General features: G+C 70.7%; 9 protein-coding genes. 6 read left to right on the top strand and 3 right to left on the bottom strand.

The genetic code is table 11. The features are described from left to right. Positions 1-2: 2 nt before the first annotated feature. Both ABD987_RS15180 and ABD987_RS15175 read right to left on the bottom strand, forming a co-directional pair. On the bottom strand, positions 3-6,263 hold the full coding sequence (locus ABD987_RS15180; protein ID WP_345392565.1) for an amino acid adenylation domain-containing protein: 6,261 nt from the start codon (positions 6,261-6,263) through the stop codon (positions 3-5). A gap of 76 nt (positions 6,264-6,339) precedes the next feature. Continuing rightward, positions 6,340-6,612, bottom strand: coding sequence for an acyl carrier protein (locus ABD987_RS15175; RefSeq protein ID WP_345392562.1), 273 nt, complete (start codon positions 6,610-6,612; stop codon positions 6,340-6,342). Positions 6,613-6,850: 238 nt separating this feature from the next. Between ABD987_RS15175 and ABD987_RS15170 the strand changes: the two genes are divergently transcribed. From ABD987_RS15170 to ABD987_RS15145, 6 genes are all read left to right on the top strand, one after another. Further along, complete coding sequence (locus ABD987_RS15170) at positions 6,851-7,678, top strand: alpha/beta fold hydrolase (protein WP_345392559.1); 828 nt, start codon at positions 6,851-6,853, stop codon at positions 7,676-7,678. Between the two features lie 11 nt (positions 7,679-7,689). After that, positions 7,690-9,642: an ABC transporter ATP-binding protein gene (locus tag ABD987_RS15165; RefSeq protein ID WP_345392556.1), complete on the top strand. Its 1,953-nt coding sequence runs from the start codon at positions 7,690-7,692 to the stop codon at positions 9,640-9,642. Positions 9,643-9,676: 34 nt separating this feature from the next. Then, positions 9,677-10,609, top strand: a complete 933-nt coding sequence (locus ABD987_RS15160; protein WP_345392553.1) for an ABC transporter ATP-binding protein — start codon at positions 9,677-9,679, stop codon at positions 10,607-10,609. Then, positions 10,606-11,634, top strand: coding sequence for an ABC transporter permease subunit (locus tag ABD987_RS15155; RefSeq protein ID WP_345392550.1), 1,029 nt, complete (start codon positions 10,606-10,608; stop codon positions 11,632-11,634). The genes ABD987_RS15160 and ABD987_RS15155 overlap by 4 nt, the downstream gene beginning before the upstream one ends. A 179-nt stretch (positions 11,635-11,813) precedes the next feature. Continuing rightward, entirely contained in the window at positions 11,814-13,316 is a 1,503-nt protein-coding gene (locus ABD987_RS15150; protein WP_345392547.1) for a tryptophan 7-halogenase, read from the top strand. Continuing rightward, a complete protein-coding gene (locus tag ABD987_RS15145; RefSeq protein WP_345392544.1) occupies positions 13,313-15,649 on the top strand; it encodes a penicillin acylase family protein in 2,337 nt (778 codons plus the stop codon). Before ABD987_RS15150 ends, ABD987_RS15145 begins: the two co-directional genes overlap by 4 nt. Before the next feature lie 157 nt (positions 15,650-15,806). On the opposite strand, the gene ABD987_RS15140 is transcribed toward ABD987_RS15145, so the two are convergent. Continuing rightward, positions 15,807-18,212, bottom strand: coding sequence for an aminotransferase class I/II-fold pyridoxal phosphate-dependent enzyme (locus tag ABD987_RS15140; RefSeq protein WP_345392541.1), 2,406 nt, complete (start codon positions 18,210-18,212; stop codon positions 15,807-15,809). Between the last annotated feature and the right edge of the window lie 25 nt (positions 18,213-18,237).

The raw sequence follows: 18,237 nt of genomic DNA, 5'->3' as shown, positions 1-18,237 counted from the left end.
GGCTAACGCATCCGCCGCAGCGCGGGCCGGACGTGCTCGGTCCGGTCGTCGTGCTCGGCGAGCCAGGCGGCGAGCCCGGCCGGGGTGGGAGTCGCGAACAGTTCCTCGATCGGCAGTTCCGCGCCCATCGACGCGCGGATCCGGGCGACGAGCCTGGTGGCCAGCAGGGAATGACCGCCGAGCAGGAAGAAGTCGTCCTCGACGCCGACCTCGGGCACGGTGAGGGTCTCGGCGAACGCCGCGCACAGTGCCGCTTCGCGTTCGTTGGCGGGACCCCGGCTCGTCCGGCGTGCCGACGCGTAGTCCGGCGCGGGCAGCGCGGCGACGTCGAGCTTGCCGTTGGCCGTGGTCGGCAAGACGTCGAGCACCGTGACGGCAGACGGGCATAGGTAACCGGGGAGCCGCGCGGCGGCGTGCGCGCGGACCCGTCCGGCGATCTCTTCGGCGGTTTCGGTGTCCTTGGCTTCCCGGGTGGGCACGATGTAGGCGACCAGCCGGAGTTCGCCCGGCGTGTCCTCCCGTGCCGTCACGACGGCGTGGGCCACCGCCGGGTGCCCGGCGAGCACGGCCCGGACCTCTCCCGGTTCGACCCGGTGGCCGCGGATCTTGACCTGGTCGTCCGCGCGCCCCGCGAACACCAGATCTCCGTCGCCGGTGCGGCGCGCCCGGTCCCCGGTCCGGTACATCCGGGCGCCCGGCGCGGCGAACGGGCACGCCACGAACCGCGCACCGGTCAGTCCCGGGCGCCCCGCGTAGCCACGCGCCACCTGCGGACCGGCCACGTACAGCTCGCCGATCACCCCGGCCGGAACGGGCCGCAACCATTCGTCCAGCACATACACCCGCAGCCCGGGGAGCCCCCGTCCGATCACGCTCTCGCCGGTATTCGGCGGGAGGTCGAAATGGGTGACGTGCACGGTGGTCTCGGTGATCCCGTACATATTCACCAACCGGGGCCCGGACTCACCGAACCGCGCCCACCACTCGGTCAACCGCGCGGGCTCCAACGCCTCGCCGCCGAAAACCACCGACCGCAGGCTGTCCAGGCCGCCGGTGGCTACCGCCATCAGCTGGTAGAACGCCGACGGCGTCTGACTCAGCATGGTGACGCGTTCCCGCTCCAGCAGTTCGGCGAATTCGCGCGGAGAACGCGACACCTCGAACGGAACCACCACAACCCGGCCACCATGCAGCAACGCGCCCCACAGCTCCCACACCGAGAAATCGAACGCGAACGAATGAAACCACGACCACACATCACCAACACCGAAATCGAACAACTCCCGCGTCGCCGCGAACAACGCCACCACATTGCGATGCGGAACCACCACACCCTTCGGCTTCCCCGTCGACCCCGATGTGTAAATCACGTACGCGGCGTGCGAAGGAAGCAGCGGGACGATCGGATCGAGGTCCGACACCGTGTCGTTCCCGGAGTCCTCCGCCGGCACGATCGGCACGCTCTCCGGCACCACCGGCGCGCACTCTTCGGTCGTCACCACACACGACGCGCCCGCGTCCGCCAGCACGAAGCCGACCCGCTCCACTGGCGAATCCGGATCCACCGGCAGATACGCACCACCGGCCTTCAGCACCGCCAGCAACGCCACCACCAGCTCGGCCGACCGCCGCAGCACCACCCCGACCACCGACTCCGGGCCGACACCCCGGCCCATCAGCCGACCGGCCAGCAGATTCGCGCGAGCGTTCAACTCCGCATATGTCAGCTCGGTGCCGACGGCGGTCACGGCCACCGCGTCCGGGGAAGCGGCTGCCCGCCGCTCGAACAACGTCACCAGGGTTTCGTCGGGAGCTTCCACGGCCTCGTCGTCGACCTCGTCCAGCAGCCACCGGCGTTCGCCGGGGGCCAGCAGGTCGAGCTCGCTTACCCGCCGCCGGGGATCCCCTGCCACCTGCTCCAGCACCCTGATCAGCCGCTCCAGCAGGGTCCGGACCGTCCCGGCGTCGAAGAGGTCGGTGGCGTACTCCACCGTTCCCTCGACACCGGACGGCACACCGTCCTCCCCGTAGCGATCGGTGAGGCCGACCATCAGGTCGAAGCGGGCCGTTCCGGTGGCGATCCGCTCCGGCCGCGTCTCGAGGCCGGGCAGCCCGAACGCGGCGACCGACGCGTCCTGCAGGGTCAGGCCGACCTGGAAAAGCGGGTGGTGCGCCGGGGAACGTTCCGGGTTGAGCACCTCCACCAGGTGTTCGAACGGGACGTCCTGGTTCTCGTACGCGGTCAGATCGGCCTCCCTGACCCGCCGCAGCAGGTCCTCGAAGGTCGGGTTGCCGGAGACGTCGGTCCGCAGCACCAACGTGTTGACGAAGCAGCCGACCAGCTCGTCCAGTGCCGCGTCGTGACGTCCGGCGATCGGCGCGCCCAGCGGGATGTCGTCCCCCGCGCCGAGCCTGGTCAGCAGCGCGGCCAGCGCCGCGTGCACCACCATGAACAGCGTGGCTCCGCGTTCCCTGGCGAGCGCCACCAGATCCCGGTGCAGGCGCGGCGTCATCCGGAACGACAGCATGTCGCCACGATGGGTCGCCACCGCCGGGCGGGGCCGGTCGGCGGGCAGCCGCAGCCGTACCGGCAGCCCGGCCAGCCGCTCCCGCCAGTAGCGCACCTGGCGGCCGAGCAGGCTCTCCGGATCGTCTTCCTGCCCCAGGAGCGCGTGCTGCCACACGGTGTAGTCCGCGTACTGCACCGGCAGTTCCGGTAGGCGCGGTGCCCTGCCCTCGCTCCTGGCGGCGTACGCGGCGGCGAGGTCACGCGCCAGCGGCCCCGTCGACCAGGCGTCCCCCGCGATGTGGTGGACGACCAGGACCAGCAGATGTTCGTCCGGCCCCACCACGAACAGTTCGGCCCGCAGCGGCGGTTCCGTCGCCAGGTCGAACACGTGGCGAGCGGCGAGCGCCCGCTGCCCGGGACGTCCGCCCTCGTGGACCACCAACCGCGGCCGGGCCTCCTCGGGGGCGAGGATCCGCTGACACGGCGTCCCGTCCACCTCCGGGAAAACGGTGCGCAGCGCCTCGTGCCTGGCCACCACGTCGGCCAGCGCCGCCTCCAGTGCCGCCCGATCCAGCGCGCCGGTGATCCGCAGGCCGAGCGGCGCGTTGTAGGTCGCCGCCCCGCCCTGCATCCGGTGCAGGAACCACAACCGCCGTTGCGCCGAGGACAGCGGCACGGGGTCCCGGCGCGGCACCGGGCGCAGCGCCGGGCGGGCGGCGGCAGGGCCATCCAGACCGGCGTTCAGCTCCGCCACCGTGGGTGCCCGGAACAGCGTCCGCATCGACACCTCCAGGCCGAGGGTGGCGCGGATGCGGCCGATCAGCCGGGTGACGGCCAGCGAATGCCCGCCCAGCGCGAAGAAATCGCCGTCGAGGCCCACGTTCGGCAGTCCGAGCACCTCGGCGAACAAGCGGCACAGGATCGCCTCTCGCGGCGTGCGTGGCGCCCGGTCCGACACCGCCACCTCGGGCGCGGGCAGGGCCCGATGGTCGATCTTTCCGTTGGGAGACAACGGAATCTCCGCGATCTCCTGCACCGTCGAGGGCACCATGTGCTCCGGCAGCGTCCGCGCGGCGAACCGGCGCAACTCCGCCACGTCCACCTCCGCGCCGGCCGTGGGCACGACGTAGGCCGCCAGCCGCGCGGGATCGCCGGTGGCCACCACGACCGCCCGCGCGACCGCCGCGTGCCGGGTCAGCGCCGCCTCGATCTCGCCGGGCTCGACCCGATAGCCACGGATCTTGACCTGTTCGTCGGCCCGGCCGGCGAACTCCAGCAGCCCGTCCGCGGTCCACCGCGCCAGATCGCCCGTCCGGTACATCCGGCCGCCCCACGGGCAGGCCACGAACCGTTCCGCGGTCAGGCCCGGACGTCCCGCGTAACCCCGGGCCAGGACGCCACCGGCCACGTACAGCTCACCCGTGGCTCCCGGCGCGACCGGGCCCAGCGCGTCGTCCAGCACGTACAGGCGGGTGTTCGCGATCGGCCTGCCGATCGGCACCACGTCGCCCACCGGGCTTCCCGCGACCACCTCGAACACGCAACAGCCGACCACCGTCTCGGTCGGCCCGTACTCGTTGACCACGACCATGCCGGGAGCATCGGCCAGCCAGGCCCGCACCTCCGCGCCGGGCAGCGCCGCGCCGCCCACCACCAGCCGCCGCGCCGCCGAGGCCCGCTCCTCCGCCGACAGCAGTTCGGCCAGCAATGGCAGGTGTCCCGGCACCACCTTCACCAGGCCGAACTCGTCGTCCCCGGCCGCCCGTACCAGATCGGCCAGCCCCTCCGGGCCACCTTCGGGACTGATCACCACCGTGCCGCCGCGGATCAGCGGCGCCAGCAGGCTCGTCACCGTGAGGTCGAACGCGAGCGACGAATGCAGCGGAACCCGGTCCCCCGCGCCGATCCGATAGAACTCGACCGCCCACGCGAGATAGTTCGCCAACCCCGCGTGCGTGACCGCCACGCCCTTCGGCACGCCCGTCGAACCGGACGTGTACATCACGTACGCCAGCTGTTCGGGCACCACGGCCGGAGCGGGCGCCGCCGCTCGCGCGTCCACCGGACCGGACACGCCACCGGGACCGATCAGCACCTCCGCGCCACCGTCGGCGCGCATGAACTCCGCGCGCTCGGCGGGGTGTTCCGGATCGATCGGCAGATACGCCGCCCCGGCCAGCCAGGTGGCCATTATCGCGATGAGCATCTCGGGCCCGCGCGGCAGCCGGACGGCGACGATCGACTCGGGGCCGACGCCGTGTGCGCGCAACGACCCGGCCAGCCGGCGCGCCCGGCCGGCGAGTTCGCGGTAGGTGAGTTCGGTCGCGCCGCACACCACCGCCACCGCGTCCGGGCCGCGCTCGACCTGTGCTTCGAACCGGTCGAGCGTCGTCCCGTCGAGAGCCTCGGTGCCGGTGCGGTTCCAGTCCACGAGCACGCGCCGCCGCTCGTCCTCGTCGAGGGCGTCGATCCGGTCCAGGCGTTCGGTGGGCGACGCGGCCGCGAGCCGGTTCAGCACCCGGCGAAACCTCCGGGCGATCTCCGCCCCCGAATTCGGTTCGTGCAGCGCGGGATTCAGCTCGACGAGCAACTGGACGCCGCCGCCCACCGCCCGCTCGAAGACGTCGATCGCGACGTCCTCGATGGGTCCGCTCGACAGACCGGCCCGGGTCGCGACGGCGTCCGCGAAGCGCAGCGGACGGCCGAGGGGCATCACGTTGACGCTCAGCGAGCGCAGTGAGCCCCGGCCGACGAGGCCGAGATCGGCGAGGATGCTCCCGTACGGGTATCGCTGGTGGCGCAGGCAGTCGAACACCGCGCGCGAGGTCTGCCGGACGAACGGGCCGACGGTGCCACCGCGCGGGATCGCCTGCCGGAGCGGCACCACGTTGGAGGTCATTCCGGGGATCCCGAGTTCCGCCAGGGTGGTCCGCCCGCCGACCGGCAGGCCGAGCACGACGTCGCGGTCACCGGTCATGCGCTGCCGGTACAAAGTGGCGGCGGAAAGCACCAGTCCAGCGAAGCTCGTCTGCAACCGGCGGGCCGCCGCCCTCAGCCCGGCGGCTCCCGCCGCGTCGATCTCCTCGACCCACAGCACCGGGCGCTCCGGCAGCCGCCGGGCCCGGTCCGCTCCGGCCGGATCCGGCAGGCCCGCCAGCGCGTCGAGCCAGAACCGCCGGTCGCGTTCGGACTCGGCGGAGTCACGGTAGGCGCGGTCCGCTTCGAGCAGTACCGAAAGCGGTTTCAGCACGCCATCGTCGGGTTCGCGTCCGGTGGCGAGTGCCGTGTAGACATCCGCGACGCGGGCCGCGAACGTGGAAAGGCTCGTCCCGTCCAGGACGAGGTGATGCACGCGCTGGTACCAGACGACCAAATCCGGCCCGAGCCGGAACACCGCGTGCGCCGACGGCGGCCCCGCGAACAGATCCACCGGCCGGTCCAGATCGGCCGCCATCCACTCCTCGGCGGCCGCGCGGGGATCCGGCGCGGCGCTCAGATCTGCCACGTGGATCCGGTGCGCCATCGAGGCGTCGAGGTACTGCCGGGGCGTCCCGTTCTCCAGCCGGAACCGGAGCCGGTACGTCTCGGCCTCCGCCAACGCCCGGCGCAGTGCCACGACGAGCAGGTCGACGTCCACGTCGCCGCGGATCTCCAGGTACTCCCCGATGTTGTGGACCGGGCTCTCCGGTGCGAGCTGCTGGGAGTACCAGACGCCGAGCTGGCTCGAGGTCAGCGGGAGGTCCAGACCACTCATGCGATCGCCTCGCTCCCCGAGACGGTTTTCCGTCCTTTGTGGACAAAGCGGTCTTCGATCCGCAGGTGAGCGTCGCTCATGCAGCGGCCAGCTCGGCGAGGTGCGCGGTGAGCGCGGCGACGGTGTCGACGTCCCAGAGCAGGATGGGCTCGACGAGAAGGCCGAGCGAGTCCTCGATGTCCCCGCACAGCGCGAAGGCGTACACCGAATCCAGTCCGTAGTTCGCCAGCGGAACGTCGGATTCGATCTCCTCGGCGGGCACCATGGCGTAGTGCGCGACGCGCTCGACGAGCCAGGACTGGATCTTCTCGGCTGTCAGGCGAGTGGTGGTCAGCTCGGCATCGGACACAGTGGGCCTCCTCGGGCTCAAGGCGGCTCAATATGACCCACGGAAACGCGGCCGATCAACCGGCGGCCACGGCGTTCGTAGACGCCCAACTGACGACGTTCCCGCAGTTGGACGCCTTGGCACTGCTGTCAACGACAGCCTGTACCCCCACCCGGCCCCATGCCATAGTGACGCCGCTCCTGATGGGACGGACGCGGCATCGCACGCCCTCCGGAGATCAGGCTGGAGGGAAAACGACATGGGTGATGCCGCTTACCGACGCACCCTGGACTTCGTGACGGCGAACGGTATCCGGCTCGCCTACGAACGTTCGGCAGGCGACGAGCCGGTGCTGCTGATCGCGGGGTCCGGTTCCGCCGGCCATTTCTGGACGCTGCACCAGACACCCGCGCTGCACGCCGCGGGCTACGCCCCGATCGTGTTCGACAATCGGGGGATCCCGCCCTCCGACGCGCCGCCGGGCAAGTACGCCCTCACGGATCTCGTCGCCGACACCAAGGGCCTGATCGAGGCGCTCGACCTGGCGCCGTGCCGGATCGTCGGCACGTCACTGGGCGCGATGATCGCCCAGGAACTGGTGATCGACCATCCGGAACTCGTCCGGTGCGCGGTGCTGATCGCCACCAGGGCACGCGCGGACGCCGCCAGGCTGGCGCTGGCCGAGGCGGAGATCGCACTCGTGGAAAGCGGCGTGCGGCTCCCCGCCGCCTACGACGCCGCCACCAAGGTCTTCCAGATGTTCTCACCGTCCACACTGGACGACGACAACGCGGTGGCGAGCTGGCTGGACGTCTTCGAGCTGTCCGGGCCCGAAACCGCGGCCACCGGGCAGACCTGGGCCGACCTCGCCGGCGACCGCCGCGCGGCCCTGCGCCGGGTGACGGCGCCCTGCCGGGTCGTGACCTTCACCGATGACCTCATCACCCCGCCACACCTCGGCGCGGAGGTCGCCGAGGCGATCCCCCGCTGCGACCTCGTCGAGATCCCCGGCTGCGGACATCTCGGCTGTCTGGAACGTCCGGACGCGGTCAACGCGGCGATCACCGAATTTCTCGACAACAACTGAGGAGGGCTTTCGTGACCATCGGAGACGACCCCAGCCTGGGCACCATCGGGCTGCGCGTCGAAGGCCTTGTCGAGCCGCAGCCGATCAAACCCGGCACGGTGAAGCGCATCATCCCCTACGCCATGCGCTATCGCTGGTCACTGCTCATCGTGATGCTGGTGACCGTGGTCGACGCGGTCATCACGGTGTCGACCCCGTTGTTCCTGAAGGGGATCATCGACGACGGCATCATCCCCGGCAAGATGTCCGTCGTGCTGACGATGGCCCTGCTCGTCGTCGGGCTCGCCCTGCTGAACGTCTTCGCGATCTACGCGCAGACCCTGTTCTCCGGCCGGGTCGGCCAGGGCCTCATCTTCGATCTGCGCACCAAGGTGTTCGCGCACGTGCAACGGCAGCCCCTGGCGTTCTTCACCCGCACGCGGACCGGGTCGCTGGTCAGCAGGCTCAACACCGACGTCGTCGGCGCGGAACGGGCGGTCTCGACGCTGCTGTCCCAGGCGCTGTCCACCGTGCTGACGCTGGTGCTGGTGCTCGGCACGATGTTCTACCTGTCCTGGCCGATCACCCTGGTGACGCTGGTGCTGATCCCGATCTTCTTCCTGCCGGGGAAGATCATCGCCGCGCGGCTGGAACGGCTGGCCCGCTCCGGCATGCAAACCGACGCCGAGCTGGGCTCGACGATGAACGAGCGGTTCAACGTGTCCGGCGCGATGCTGGTCAAGCTCTACGGCCGCCAGCACGAGGAGTCCTCGGACTTTTCCCGCAAGGCGGCGAAGGTCCGCGACATCGCCATTTCGATGGCCGTGCACGGACGGCTGTTGTTCATCATCGTCACCCTGCTCACCACGATCACGACCGCCATGATCTACGGCTTCGGCGGCTGGTTCGTCATCGACGGCCAGCTGCAGCTCGGCACGCTCGTGGCGCTGGTCGGCCTGTTGCTGATGCTCTACACCCCGATCAACCAGCTGACCAACATCCAGGTGGACATCATGACCGCGCTGGTCAGCTTCGACCGCGTCTTCGAGGTGCTGGACCTCGAACCGATCATCGCCGAGCAGCCGGGCGCGCGTCCCCTGCCCGCACCGGAACCGGGGAACGGCACCGCGCCGCACGTCGAGTTCGACCAGGTCGCCTTCCGCTATCCCGCCGCCGAAGAGGTTTCCCTGGCCTCCCTCGAGGCGGTGCCCACGCGCGCGCTGGACCAGGGCGAGAACGCGCTGGTACTGGACGGGGTCACCTTCCACGCCCCGGCGGGCAAGCTCACCGCGCTCGTCGGGCCCTCCGGCGCGGGCAAGACCACGATCACCCATCTGGTGCCGAGGCTCTACGACACCACCGCCGGAACCGTGCGGATCGGCGGGCACGACGTCCGGGACCTGACCCTGGACTCGCTGAAGGACGCGGTCGGCGTGGTCACCCAGGACGCGCACCTGTTCCACGACTCGATCCGCGCCAACCTGCTCTACGCGCGGCCGGACGCCACCGAGCCCGAGATCGTCGAGGCGTGCGAGGCCGCGCGGATCTGGCCGACCATCTCCCAGCTGCCCGACGGACTCGACACGATCGTGGGCGATCGCGGCTACCGGTTGTCCGGCGGGGAAAAGCAGCGGCTGGCGCTGGCCAGGCTGCTGCTCAAGTCGCCCCCGATCGTCGTACTGGACGAGGCGACCGCGCATCTGGACTCCGAGTCCGAGTCGGCCATCCAGCGGGCGTTGAAGACCGCGCTCGCCGGCCGGACCTCACTGGTCATCGCGCACCGGTTGTCCACCATCCACGACGCCGACCAGATCCTGGTGATCGACAAGGGGCGGATCCAGGAACGCGGCACGCACGACGAACTGCTCGCGGGCGGCGGGCTCTACGCCGAACTTTACCGGACGCAGTTCGCCCAGCAGCGGGACCTCGGCGCCGAACCGGTCAAAAGTGCGGTCGCCGAGAGCGGAAACCGTGCTTTGGGCTGATGCCGGGAAAAACGGGGAATTCCAGGATGAGTGCATGCCACACGCAGACTCCCCTCCGGTGTTCCACGCGACGGGCCTGGCCAAGAAATACGGCCGCCGCGGCAAGCAGGCCCTCGTCGACGTGAACCTCACCATTCCCGCCGGCCGGGTCATCGGCCTGGTCGGCCCGAACGGAGCGGGCAAATCGACCCTGCTGCACCTGGCCTGCGGGCTGATCGAGCCGACGGCGGGATCGCTGACCGTGCTGGGGTCCCGTCCGGCGGCGAACGCGGCGCACCTGGCGAGGGTGGGGTTCGTCGCGCAGAACACGCCGGTGTACGGGTCGTTCAGCGTGGCCGAGCACCTGACCCTCGGCGCGAAGATGAACCCGGGGTGGGACCAGGCACTGGCCGAACGCCGGGTCCGGCAGGTCGGGCTGAACCCCGGGCAGCGGGCGGGGCATCTGTCGGGTGGTCAGCGCGCCCAGCTCGCGCTGACCATCGCGGCCGCCAAGCGACCGGAACTGCTGATCTTCGACGAACCCGCCGCGGCGCTGGACCCGCTGGCGCGCAAGGGTTTCCTGCGGAACCTGATGGACTTCGTGCGCGAGCTCGGCGCCAGCGCGGTGCTGTCCTCGCACCTGCTCGACGACATCGAACAGGTCTGTGACTACCTCATCGTGCTGTGTGACTCACGCGTGCAGGTCGCGGGCGACGTCCGGGCCCTGCTGACCGGGCACGCCCGGATGACCGCGCCGCGCGGCGGGCTGGACCGGCTGCCCCCCGGCGTCGAGGTCATCCGCGTGGAGAACCGCGGTCACCACAGCCACGCGGTCATCCGTACCGGCGCCACGTCGGGGCCGCTGCCCCACCCGGTCGAGCCGGTCTCGCTCGAAGAACTCGTCCTCGCGTACATGAGCAGGGCGGCGGGCATGGGGACGGGTGCCGGCGCGGACGTCGAGACCGAGGCTTGGGAGACCCAGCGATGATGTGGTTGAGCTGGCGGCAGTTCCGGGTCCAGGCGCTGACCGGCGCCGTGGCGCTGGCCGTGATCGTCGCCTACCTGGTGTACCTGGGCACGGACGTTCGCGAGGGTTACGCCGTCTTCCAGGCCAACTGCCACGGCGTGGCCGACTGCGCGCAGGCGAAGGCCCAGTTCCGCGCCACCTACGAGAACACGTTGCTGTTCCTCGCGGCCGGCCTCGCGCTGGTCCCCGCGGTCCTCGGGACGTTCTGGGGCGCGCCGCTGATCGCGCGGGAACTGGAGGGGAACACCCACACGCTGGCGTGGAACCAGAGCGTCACCCGTCCACGGTGGCTGCTGACCAAGGTCCTGGTCGTCGGCCTCGCCGCCATGCTCCTCACCGGGGTGGCGGGCGCGATGCTCACCTGGGCGGCCGCGCCGTTCGACGAGGTCGTCAAGAACCAGTTCAGCACGTTCGTCTTCGGCGCGCGCTACCTCGCCCCGATCGGATACGCCGCATTGGCGTTCACCCTCGGCACCCTTGCCGGGCTCCTGCTGCGGCGGACCCTGCCCGCGATGGCACTGACCCTGGTCGGTTTCATCGCCTTCCAGTTCTTCTTCGCCAACGTGGTCCGGCCCAGCCTCGTGCCCGCCGAGCACGCCACGCTGCCGATGACCGCCGAGGCCATCAACGAGGCACAGAACCTCGGCAGCATCACCGGTGGCTCGGTCATCAACGGGGTCCGGATCCCGGCGGCGCCGGACGCCTGGATCGCCGAGACGAGCCCGTTGCGCACCCCGGACGGCAGGACCATCGACGGCGGCAAGTTCGGCGCCTGCATCAACAACCCGCCCAAGACCGGCGCGAGCGGCACCTTCGGCGACGCCGCGGTGTGTCTCGCCAAGTACAACCTCCACGTCGACGTCAGCTACCAGCCCACCAGTCGCTATTGGACGTTCCAGGTACTGGAGACCGTGGTCTACCTCGCGCTCAGCGGAGTTCTCCTCGCGTTCAGCCTCGTCCGGATACGACGCCGGGTGATGAGCTGACCCGCCGGTAAATGCGTCGCCGAGAAATTGTCTCGACGGCGCATTTACGCATCTCCCGAACCGTTTTCCGGACCGCTCGCGGAAACTGTCAAAGGTGGGCCGCCGGGACGTTCTGTGGAATCCTGGAACCCGGAGTAATCAGCTGATCGAGGTACCGGAAACGCGTTCCAGGAGGCCGAATGAGCACGGCACGACACGAGGAATTCGACGTAGCGGTCGTCGGCGGTGGCCCGGCGGGCTCGACACTCGCGACACTGGTGGCCATGCGGGGGCATCGCGTCCTGCTGCTGGAGAAGGAGACCTTCCCCCGGTACCAGATCGGGGAATCGCTGTTGCCGTCCACCGTGCACGGTATCTGCCATCTGCTCGGTGTCGACGGCGAACTCGCCGACGCGGGTTTCCCGCGCAAACGCGGTGGCACCTTCCGATGGGGCGCCAACCCCGCGCCGTGGAACTTCGCCTTCTCCGTTTCGTCCAAGGTCGCGGGGCCGACCTCGTTCGCCTATCAGGTCGAGCGGAGCAAATTCGACAATATCCTGCTCGAAAACGCTTCCCGTAAAGGTGTCGACGTCCGCCAGAACCGCACGGTGACCGACGTCGTGGCGGGCGAGGACGGCCGGGTGCGCGGGGTGCGCTACACCGATGCGGACGGGACCGGGCACGAGGTGTCGGCCCGGTACGTCGTGGACGCCTCCGGCAACACCGGACGCATCCACCACCGGGTCGGTGGCGAGCGGAAGTACTCCGACTTCTTCCGCAGCCTGGCGCTGTTCGGGTACTTCGAGAACGGCAAGCGCCTGCCCGCCCCGAACTCCGGCAACATCCTGTCCGTCGCGTTCAAGCACGGGTGGTTCTGGTACATCCCGCTCAGCGACACGCTGACCAGCGTCGGCGCGGTCGTCCGCCGGGAGGACGCGGCGAAGGTGCAGGGCGACCCCGAGACGGCGCTGCGCGCCCTCATCGCCGAATGCCCGCTGATCAGCGAGTACCTCACCGGCGCCACCCGGGTCACCACCGGCCAGTACGGGCAGTTGCGGGTACGCAAGGACTACTCCTACCACCACACGAAGTTCTGGCGGCCGGGCATGGCGCTCGTCGGCGACGCGGCCTGCTTCGTGGACCCGGTGTTCTCCTCCGGGGTGCACCTGGCCACCTACAGCGCGCTGCTGGCGGCCCGCTCCATCAACAGCGTCCTGGCCGGGACCGTCGGCGAGCAGCGGGCCTTCGACGAGTTCGAGGCGCGGTACCGCCGCGAGTACGGCGTCTTCTACGAGTTCCTGACCTCCTTCTACGACATGCACATCGACGAGGACTCGTACTTCTGGTCGGCGAAGAAGGTGACCAGGAGCAGCCGGCCCGAGCTGGAGTCGTTCGTCGAACTCATCGCGGGGATCTCCAGCACCGAATTCGACCTGTCCGACACCGAATCGGGTGCCCTGCGGCTCAAGCAGCGCTCGGCGGAGTTCGCCGACGCCGTCGACACGCTGGTCGAGGCGCGCGAGGAGAACATGACGCCGCTGTTCCGGTCGTCGGTGGTGCGTCAGGCGATGCAGGAGGGGTCGCAGGTGCAGACCAGGGCGCAGCTCGGCGACGCCGCGGGCGAGGACACCCCGGTTCTCGACGGCGGGCTCGTCGCCTCGTCCGACGGCATGTCCTGGCGCGAACCGGATCCGGGCCGATGACGCGCCGCGCCCGGAAGGCGGGCACGATCCTGGCCGTCACCGCGCTGCTGTGCGGAATGGCTCCGCCGGCCGTGATCGCCGGGCCACGCACCGAGACCTACCAGGTCCCCGGGCTGAGCCGTCCGGTGCGGATGGTCGTCGACCACTGGGGCGTGCCGCACATCTACGCGCAGAACACCGGCGACCTCTTTCTCGCACAAGGGTTCAACGCCGCGCGCGACCGGCTGTTCCAGATGGACGTCTGGCGGCGAAGCGGTCTCGGGCTGCTCTCGGAGGCGCTCGGCCCGTCCTTCGTGCAGCAGGACCGCGCGGCCCGGCTGCTCCTCTACCGCGGCGACATGGACCGCGAATGGGCGGCCTACGGTCCCGAGGCGAAGCAGGCGGCGATCCGGTTCACCGAGGGCGTCAACGCCCAGCTGGACTGGATGGAGCGTCACCCGGAAAGCCTGCCGCCGGAGTTCACGGAGTTCGGCTTCAAGCCGGGCCGGTGGCAGCCCGAGGACGTGGTACGCGTCCGCAAGCACGGGCTGTCCATGAACGCGGCGTCGGAGGTGCTGCGTTCCCGGCTGGTCTGCGCGGGCGGCGTCGAGGCCGACAAGTTCGCCCACGCTCTCCAGCCCGCCCACACCCCGGTCGTCCCCGCCGGGATCGACCCGTGTTCGATCCCGGCGGACGTACTGGAGCCCGTCGCCCCGGCCGGGCCGCAGCCTTTCGGCGGGCGGCAGGCGCGGTACACCTCCGGGATGGAGGAGGGCAGCAACAGCTGGGTGGTTTCGCCGGGCAGAACCGCGAGCGGGCGGCCGATCCTGGCCAATGATCCGCACCGGGCGCTGACCGCGCCGCCGCTGCGCTACATCAGTCACCTGTCGGCGCCTGGCCTCGACGTGATCGGGGCTGGCGAACCGTTCCTGCCCGGGATTTCCCTCGGCCACAACAAAACGGTCGCGTTCGGGCTGACCGTGTTCGGCATCGACCAGGAGGACCTGTACGTCTACCAGTTGGACCCGAACGACCCCGGCCGGTACCGCTACCGCGACGGGTGGGAGTCCTTCCGGACGGTCACCGAGGAGGTCCCCGTCAAGGACGGGCCACCGCAACGGGTCGCGATGCAGTTCTCCCGCCACGGTCCGGTACTCCGGGTCGACGCGGCGCGCCACGTGGCCTACGCGCTGCGCACGACGTGGACGGAACCGGGGACGGCACCGTACTTCGGCTCCATGCGCTACCTGCGGGCACGGAACTTCGGGGACTTCTCCGCCGCGCTGCGGCAGTGGGGCGGTCCCGCGGAAAACCTGCTCTACGCCGACACCCGCGGGAACATCGGCTGGGTCGCGGCCGGGCTGGCACCGAAGCGTTCCGGCTACGACGGCCTATTCCCGGTCCCCGGCGACGGCCGGTACGAATGGACCGGCTTTCACGACGGCGCCACGCTGCCGCGCTCCTACAATCCGAGGAACGGCTTCATCGCCTCCGCCAACGACTACAACGTCCCGGCGGGCCATCCGTTCCAGGTGGGATACGAATGGGAGCCCCCGTATCGCAAGCAGCGCATCGACGACGTGCTTTCCGCCGGCTCTCGTCAGTCCGTCGACGACTCGGTGCGGCTGCAGAACGACCAGCTGTCACTTCCGGCGCGCCGCCTGGTGAAGCTGCTGGCCGGGTTGCGCGGCACCGATCCCGACACCGAGCGGGCGCTGGGCCTGCTCCGCGGGTACGACGGCGTCGCGCACGTCGATTCGGCACCCACCGCGCTCTACGAGCCATGGTTCACCAACCATCTCGTCCCGGCGTTCCTGCACGTGTTCCTGAACGAGGAGGCGGCCTCGCTCGCGGCGGTCCCCGGCGGGAACCTCGGCCTGATGCTCGACACGCTCGAACATCCCGGCCAGTGGCCCGGCGGGGCGGCCACCAGGGACCGGCTGCTGCTGACCACCCTCGGCGCCGCCTTCGCCGAGGTACGCGGAAAACTCGGGGACGATCCGGCCAAGTGGCGTTGGGGTGCCCTCCAGCACACCTCGTTCCTGAGCACCACCGGACGGCACGTCGGCCCGGTGGAACGCGGCGGCTCCGGGTACACGGTGGACGTCTCGAAGTACGACCCCACGACGTATGGTCAGGGCGTGGGGGCGTCGTTCAAGATGGCGCTCGACGTCGGGCACTGGGACGGGTCCAAGGCGGTCAGCGCGCCGGGCCAGTCCGGCAACACGACCGGCCCGCACTACCGCGACCTGCTGGAGCGCTGGCGGACCGGAGACTACTTCCCGCTGCTCTACAGCCGCGCCGCGGTCGAACGCGACGCGGAGAACGTGATCATGTTGCTTCCCGGCGCTTAGCGCCCGGCGAAACCGTCCGGCGAGCGCTCGACCGCGGGCGAGACCGACGCTGCTGCTAAGGGCCTCGTCAGAGCACAGAAGGCCGTTGGAGGCGCGAAATCGGGCCCGGCCCGGTGATCTGCGAGGGTCACCGCGCCGGGCCCGATTCCCGAGTGGCTCAGCCCCGTCGGGCCGTCACCTCCGACTCCACGAACTCGCCCAGCCGGACGATGCCCTTCTCGATGTCTGCGTGCGTCAGGTAACTGGTCGACAGCCTGAGCGTGTGCTCACCACCGCCCTGCGGGTAGAAGTACGACATCGGCGTCCAGATCACCCCGAACTCCTGCGCGGACCGGGTCAGCGCGGCGTTGTCGGCGAGGAAAGGTACCTGGAGGGTCAGGAAGAAGCCCCCGCTCGGCGCGTTCCAGCTCACCCCGAGCCGGGCCCTTCGCCCGGCCGGGAACTCGCGCTCCAGGCATTCCAGCGTGCGGCGCATCGCCGCCCCGTAGTACGCGGCCGTCTCGGTGGCGAACTCCGAAACGCGGCCGCCGGATTCGAGCAGCGCGCCCGCCACCGCCGCCTGGCTCAGCGGTGAGGTGTTCACGGTGACCATGCTCTTGATCTTGGCGAGCTCGGCCGCGAGCAGGCTCGTGCCGCCGTCCGGCGCCACCACCGGCTGGTCCGCGACCGCGAACCCGATGCGCGCCCCGGGGAACACGGTCTTGGCGTAGGAGCCCAGGTGGATCACCTGCCGCGTCCGGTCGAGCGCCTTCAGCGCCGGTATCTGGGCGCCAGGGCTGACCCGCCGGTACGGGCTGTCCTCCAGGACGAGCACGCCGAGCCGCCCGGCCAGGTCGAGCAGTGCGCGCCTGGCCGCCAGCGGCATGGTGACGCCGGACGGGTTCGAATGGTCCGGGACCACGTAAACAGCCCGAGGCCGCTTGCCCCGCGCCCGCACCGCCTCCACCGCGGCTTCGAGCGCGTCGCACGACAGCCCGTTCTCGTCCTCGTCGACGGCGACCACCTCGGCGTCCAGCAGCCGGGCGGCCCCGGTGATCCCCACGTAGCAGGGACTGGCGACCAGCAGCACGTCGTCCGGGCCGGAGATCAGCGCGCGCAGCGTCAGGAACATGGCCTCCTGGCAGCCGACCGTGACCACAATGGACTCCGGCGGCACCTCGATGTCCTCGTCCACGCGCAGCGAGTCGGCGATCAGTTCGCGGATCAGCCCGGCGGCGGGGCCGTACTGGAACACCGCCTCGCGTACCTGCTCGGGCGAGTGGCCCCGCTCGGCCAGATGATCCAGATATCGGCGCACGTAGCCGAAGATCTGCTCGGTGTCGAAGAACCCGGCGTAGGGCCGCCCCGGCGCGAACGACACCGCCTCCGGGTAGCGCAGCGTCACCTCGTTCAGGAAGTTCATCGTGTCCATGCCGGGATCGGCGACACTCGCGTGGAGATCGGCCAGACGCAGCTCTCCCCCGTTCCCCACACCGGCACGCACGGCCACCGGCTGGTCCACTCGGTGCGGCGAGGGCGCCTGGCTGACCAGTTCGGGGCCGACCTCGGCGAGGGTCCGCAGGCCCGCCAGCGACATCGCGTCGGTCAGCTCGTCGAGGAGAACGGTGAAGACGTCCCGTACCCCCTCGGCCCCGCCGGCCGCGAGGCCGTGCAGCACCGGGCGGCCGATGAGGACCGCGTCGGCGCCGAGCGCGAGGGCCGCCAGCACGTCCCGGCCCCGGCGCACCCCGCCGTCGAGCAGGATCGGGACGCGCCCGCCGACGGCCGCCGTCACCTCGGGCAGGACGTCGAGCGTTCCCGGCACGCCGTCGAGCTGACGGCCCCCATGGTTGGAAACCACGATCCCGTCCACCCCGGCCTCCACCGCGCGCCGCGCGTCCGCGCCGGTGAGGATCCCCTTGACCAGGATCGGCAACGCGGAGATCGAGCGCAGCCAGTCCACCACCGACCAGTCCAGGTCGGGATCGAACGCCGCGCGCGAATGCGCCGACGGCGTGGCGAAGCCGTCCCCGTCCAGATTGGCGGGCACCACGCCCGGCGGCAGCCGGAAGTCGTTGCGCACGTCCCGCAACCGGCGGCCGAGGTGTGGCGTGTCGACGGTGAGGACCAGCGCCTCGAAACCCGCGCGCTCGGCGTGTTCGACGAGACGCCGGGTGACCGAGCGGTCCCGCATGCAGTAGACCTGGAGCCAGAGCGGCACGGCGGCCTCGGCGGCGAGGTCGGCGAAGGGGCGGCCCGCGAAGGTGCTGATCACCACCGGGACCTTCGCGGCGGCCCCGGTTCCCCGCACGGTGGCCAGCTCACCCTCCGGATGCGCGAGCGTGTGGTAGGCGACCGGCGCGACCGCCACCGGCGCGTCCCAGGTGCGGCCGAGCACCTTGGCGACGGTTTCCGGACGGCTCGCTCCCCGCAGCACCGACGGCCGCAGCCAGATCCGGTCGAACGCGGCGGCGTTCGCCGCCAGCGTCCGCTCTTCCCCGGCGCCGCCTTCGAGGAAATCCCAGACCGGCGGGTCCAGCCGTTCCCTGGCCAGCCGCGCGAACCCATCGAGCGTCAATTCCATTACGGCTCCTGTTCCCGGCGTCGAC

Source organism: Amycolatopsis samaneae (assembly GCF_039541975.1).
In the GTDB taxonomy this organism is placed as follows: domain Bacteria; phylum Actinomycetota; class Actinomycetes; order Mycobacteriales; family Pseudonocardiaceae; genus Amycolatopsis; species Amycolatopsis samaneae.
Note: the sequence above shows the minus strand (reverse complement) of the source record. Positions and strands in the feature narration are given on the sequence as shown.

What these genes read in the sequence shown, in the direction of transcription:
- ABD987_RS15180 (WP_345392565.1), bottom strand. Translation starts at nt 6,263, where the DNA reads ATGAGTGGTCTGGACCTCCCGCTGACCTCGAGCCAGCTCGGCGTCTGG.
- ABD987_RS15170 (WP_345392559.1), top strand. Translation starts at nt 6,851, where the DNA reads ATGGGTGATGCCGCTTACCGACGCACCCTGGACTTCGTGACGGCGAAC.
- ABD987_RS15160 (WP_345392553.1), top strand. Translation starts at nt 9,677, where the DNA reads ATGCCACACGCAGACTCCCCTCCGGTGTTCCACGCGACGGGCCTGGCC.
- ABD987_RS15155 (WP_345392550.1), top strand. Translation starts at nt 10,606, where the DNA reads ATGATGTGGTTGAGCTGGCGGCAGTTCCGGGTCCAGGCGCTGACCGGC.
- ABD987_RS15150 (WP_345392547.1), top strand. Translation starts at nt 11,814, where the DNA reads ATGAGCACGGCACGACACGAGGAATTCGACGTAGCGGTCGTCGGCGGT.
- ABD987_RS15145 (WP_345392544.1), top strand. Translation starts at nt 13,313, where the DNA reads ATGACGCGCCGCGCCCGGAAGGCGGGCACGATCCTGGCCGTCACCGCG.
- ABD987_RS15140 (WP_345392541.1), bottom strand. Translation starts at nt 18,212, where the DNA reads ATGGAATTGACGCTCGATGGGTTCGCGCGGCTGGCCAGGGAACGGCTG.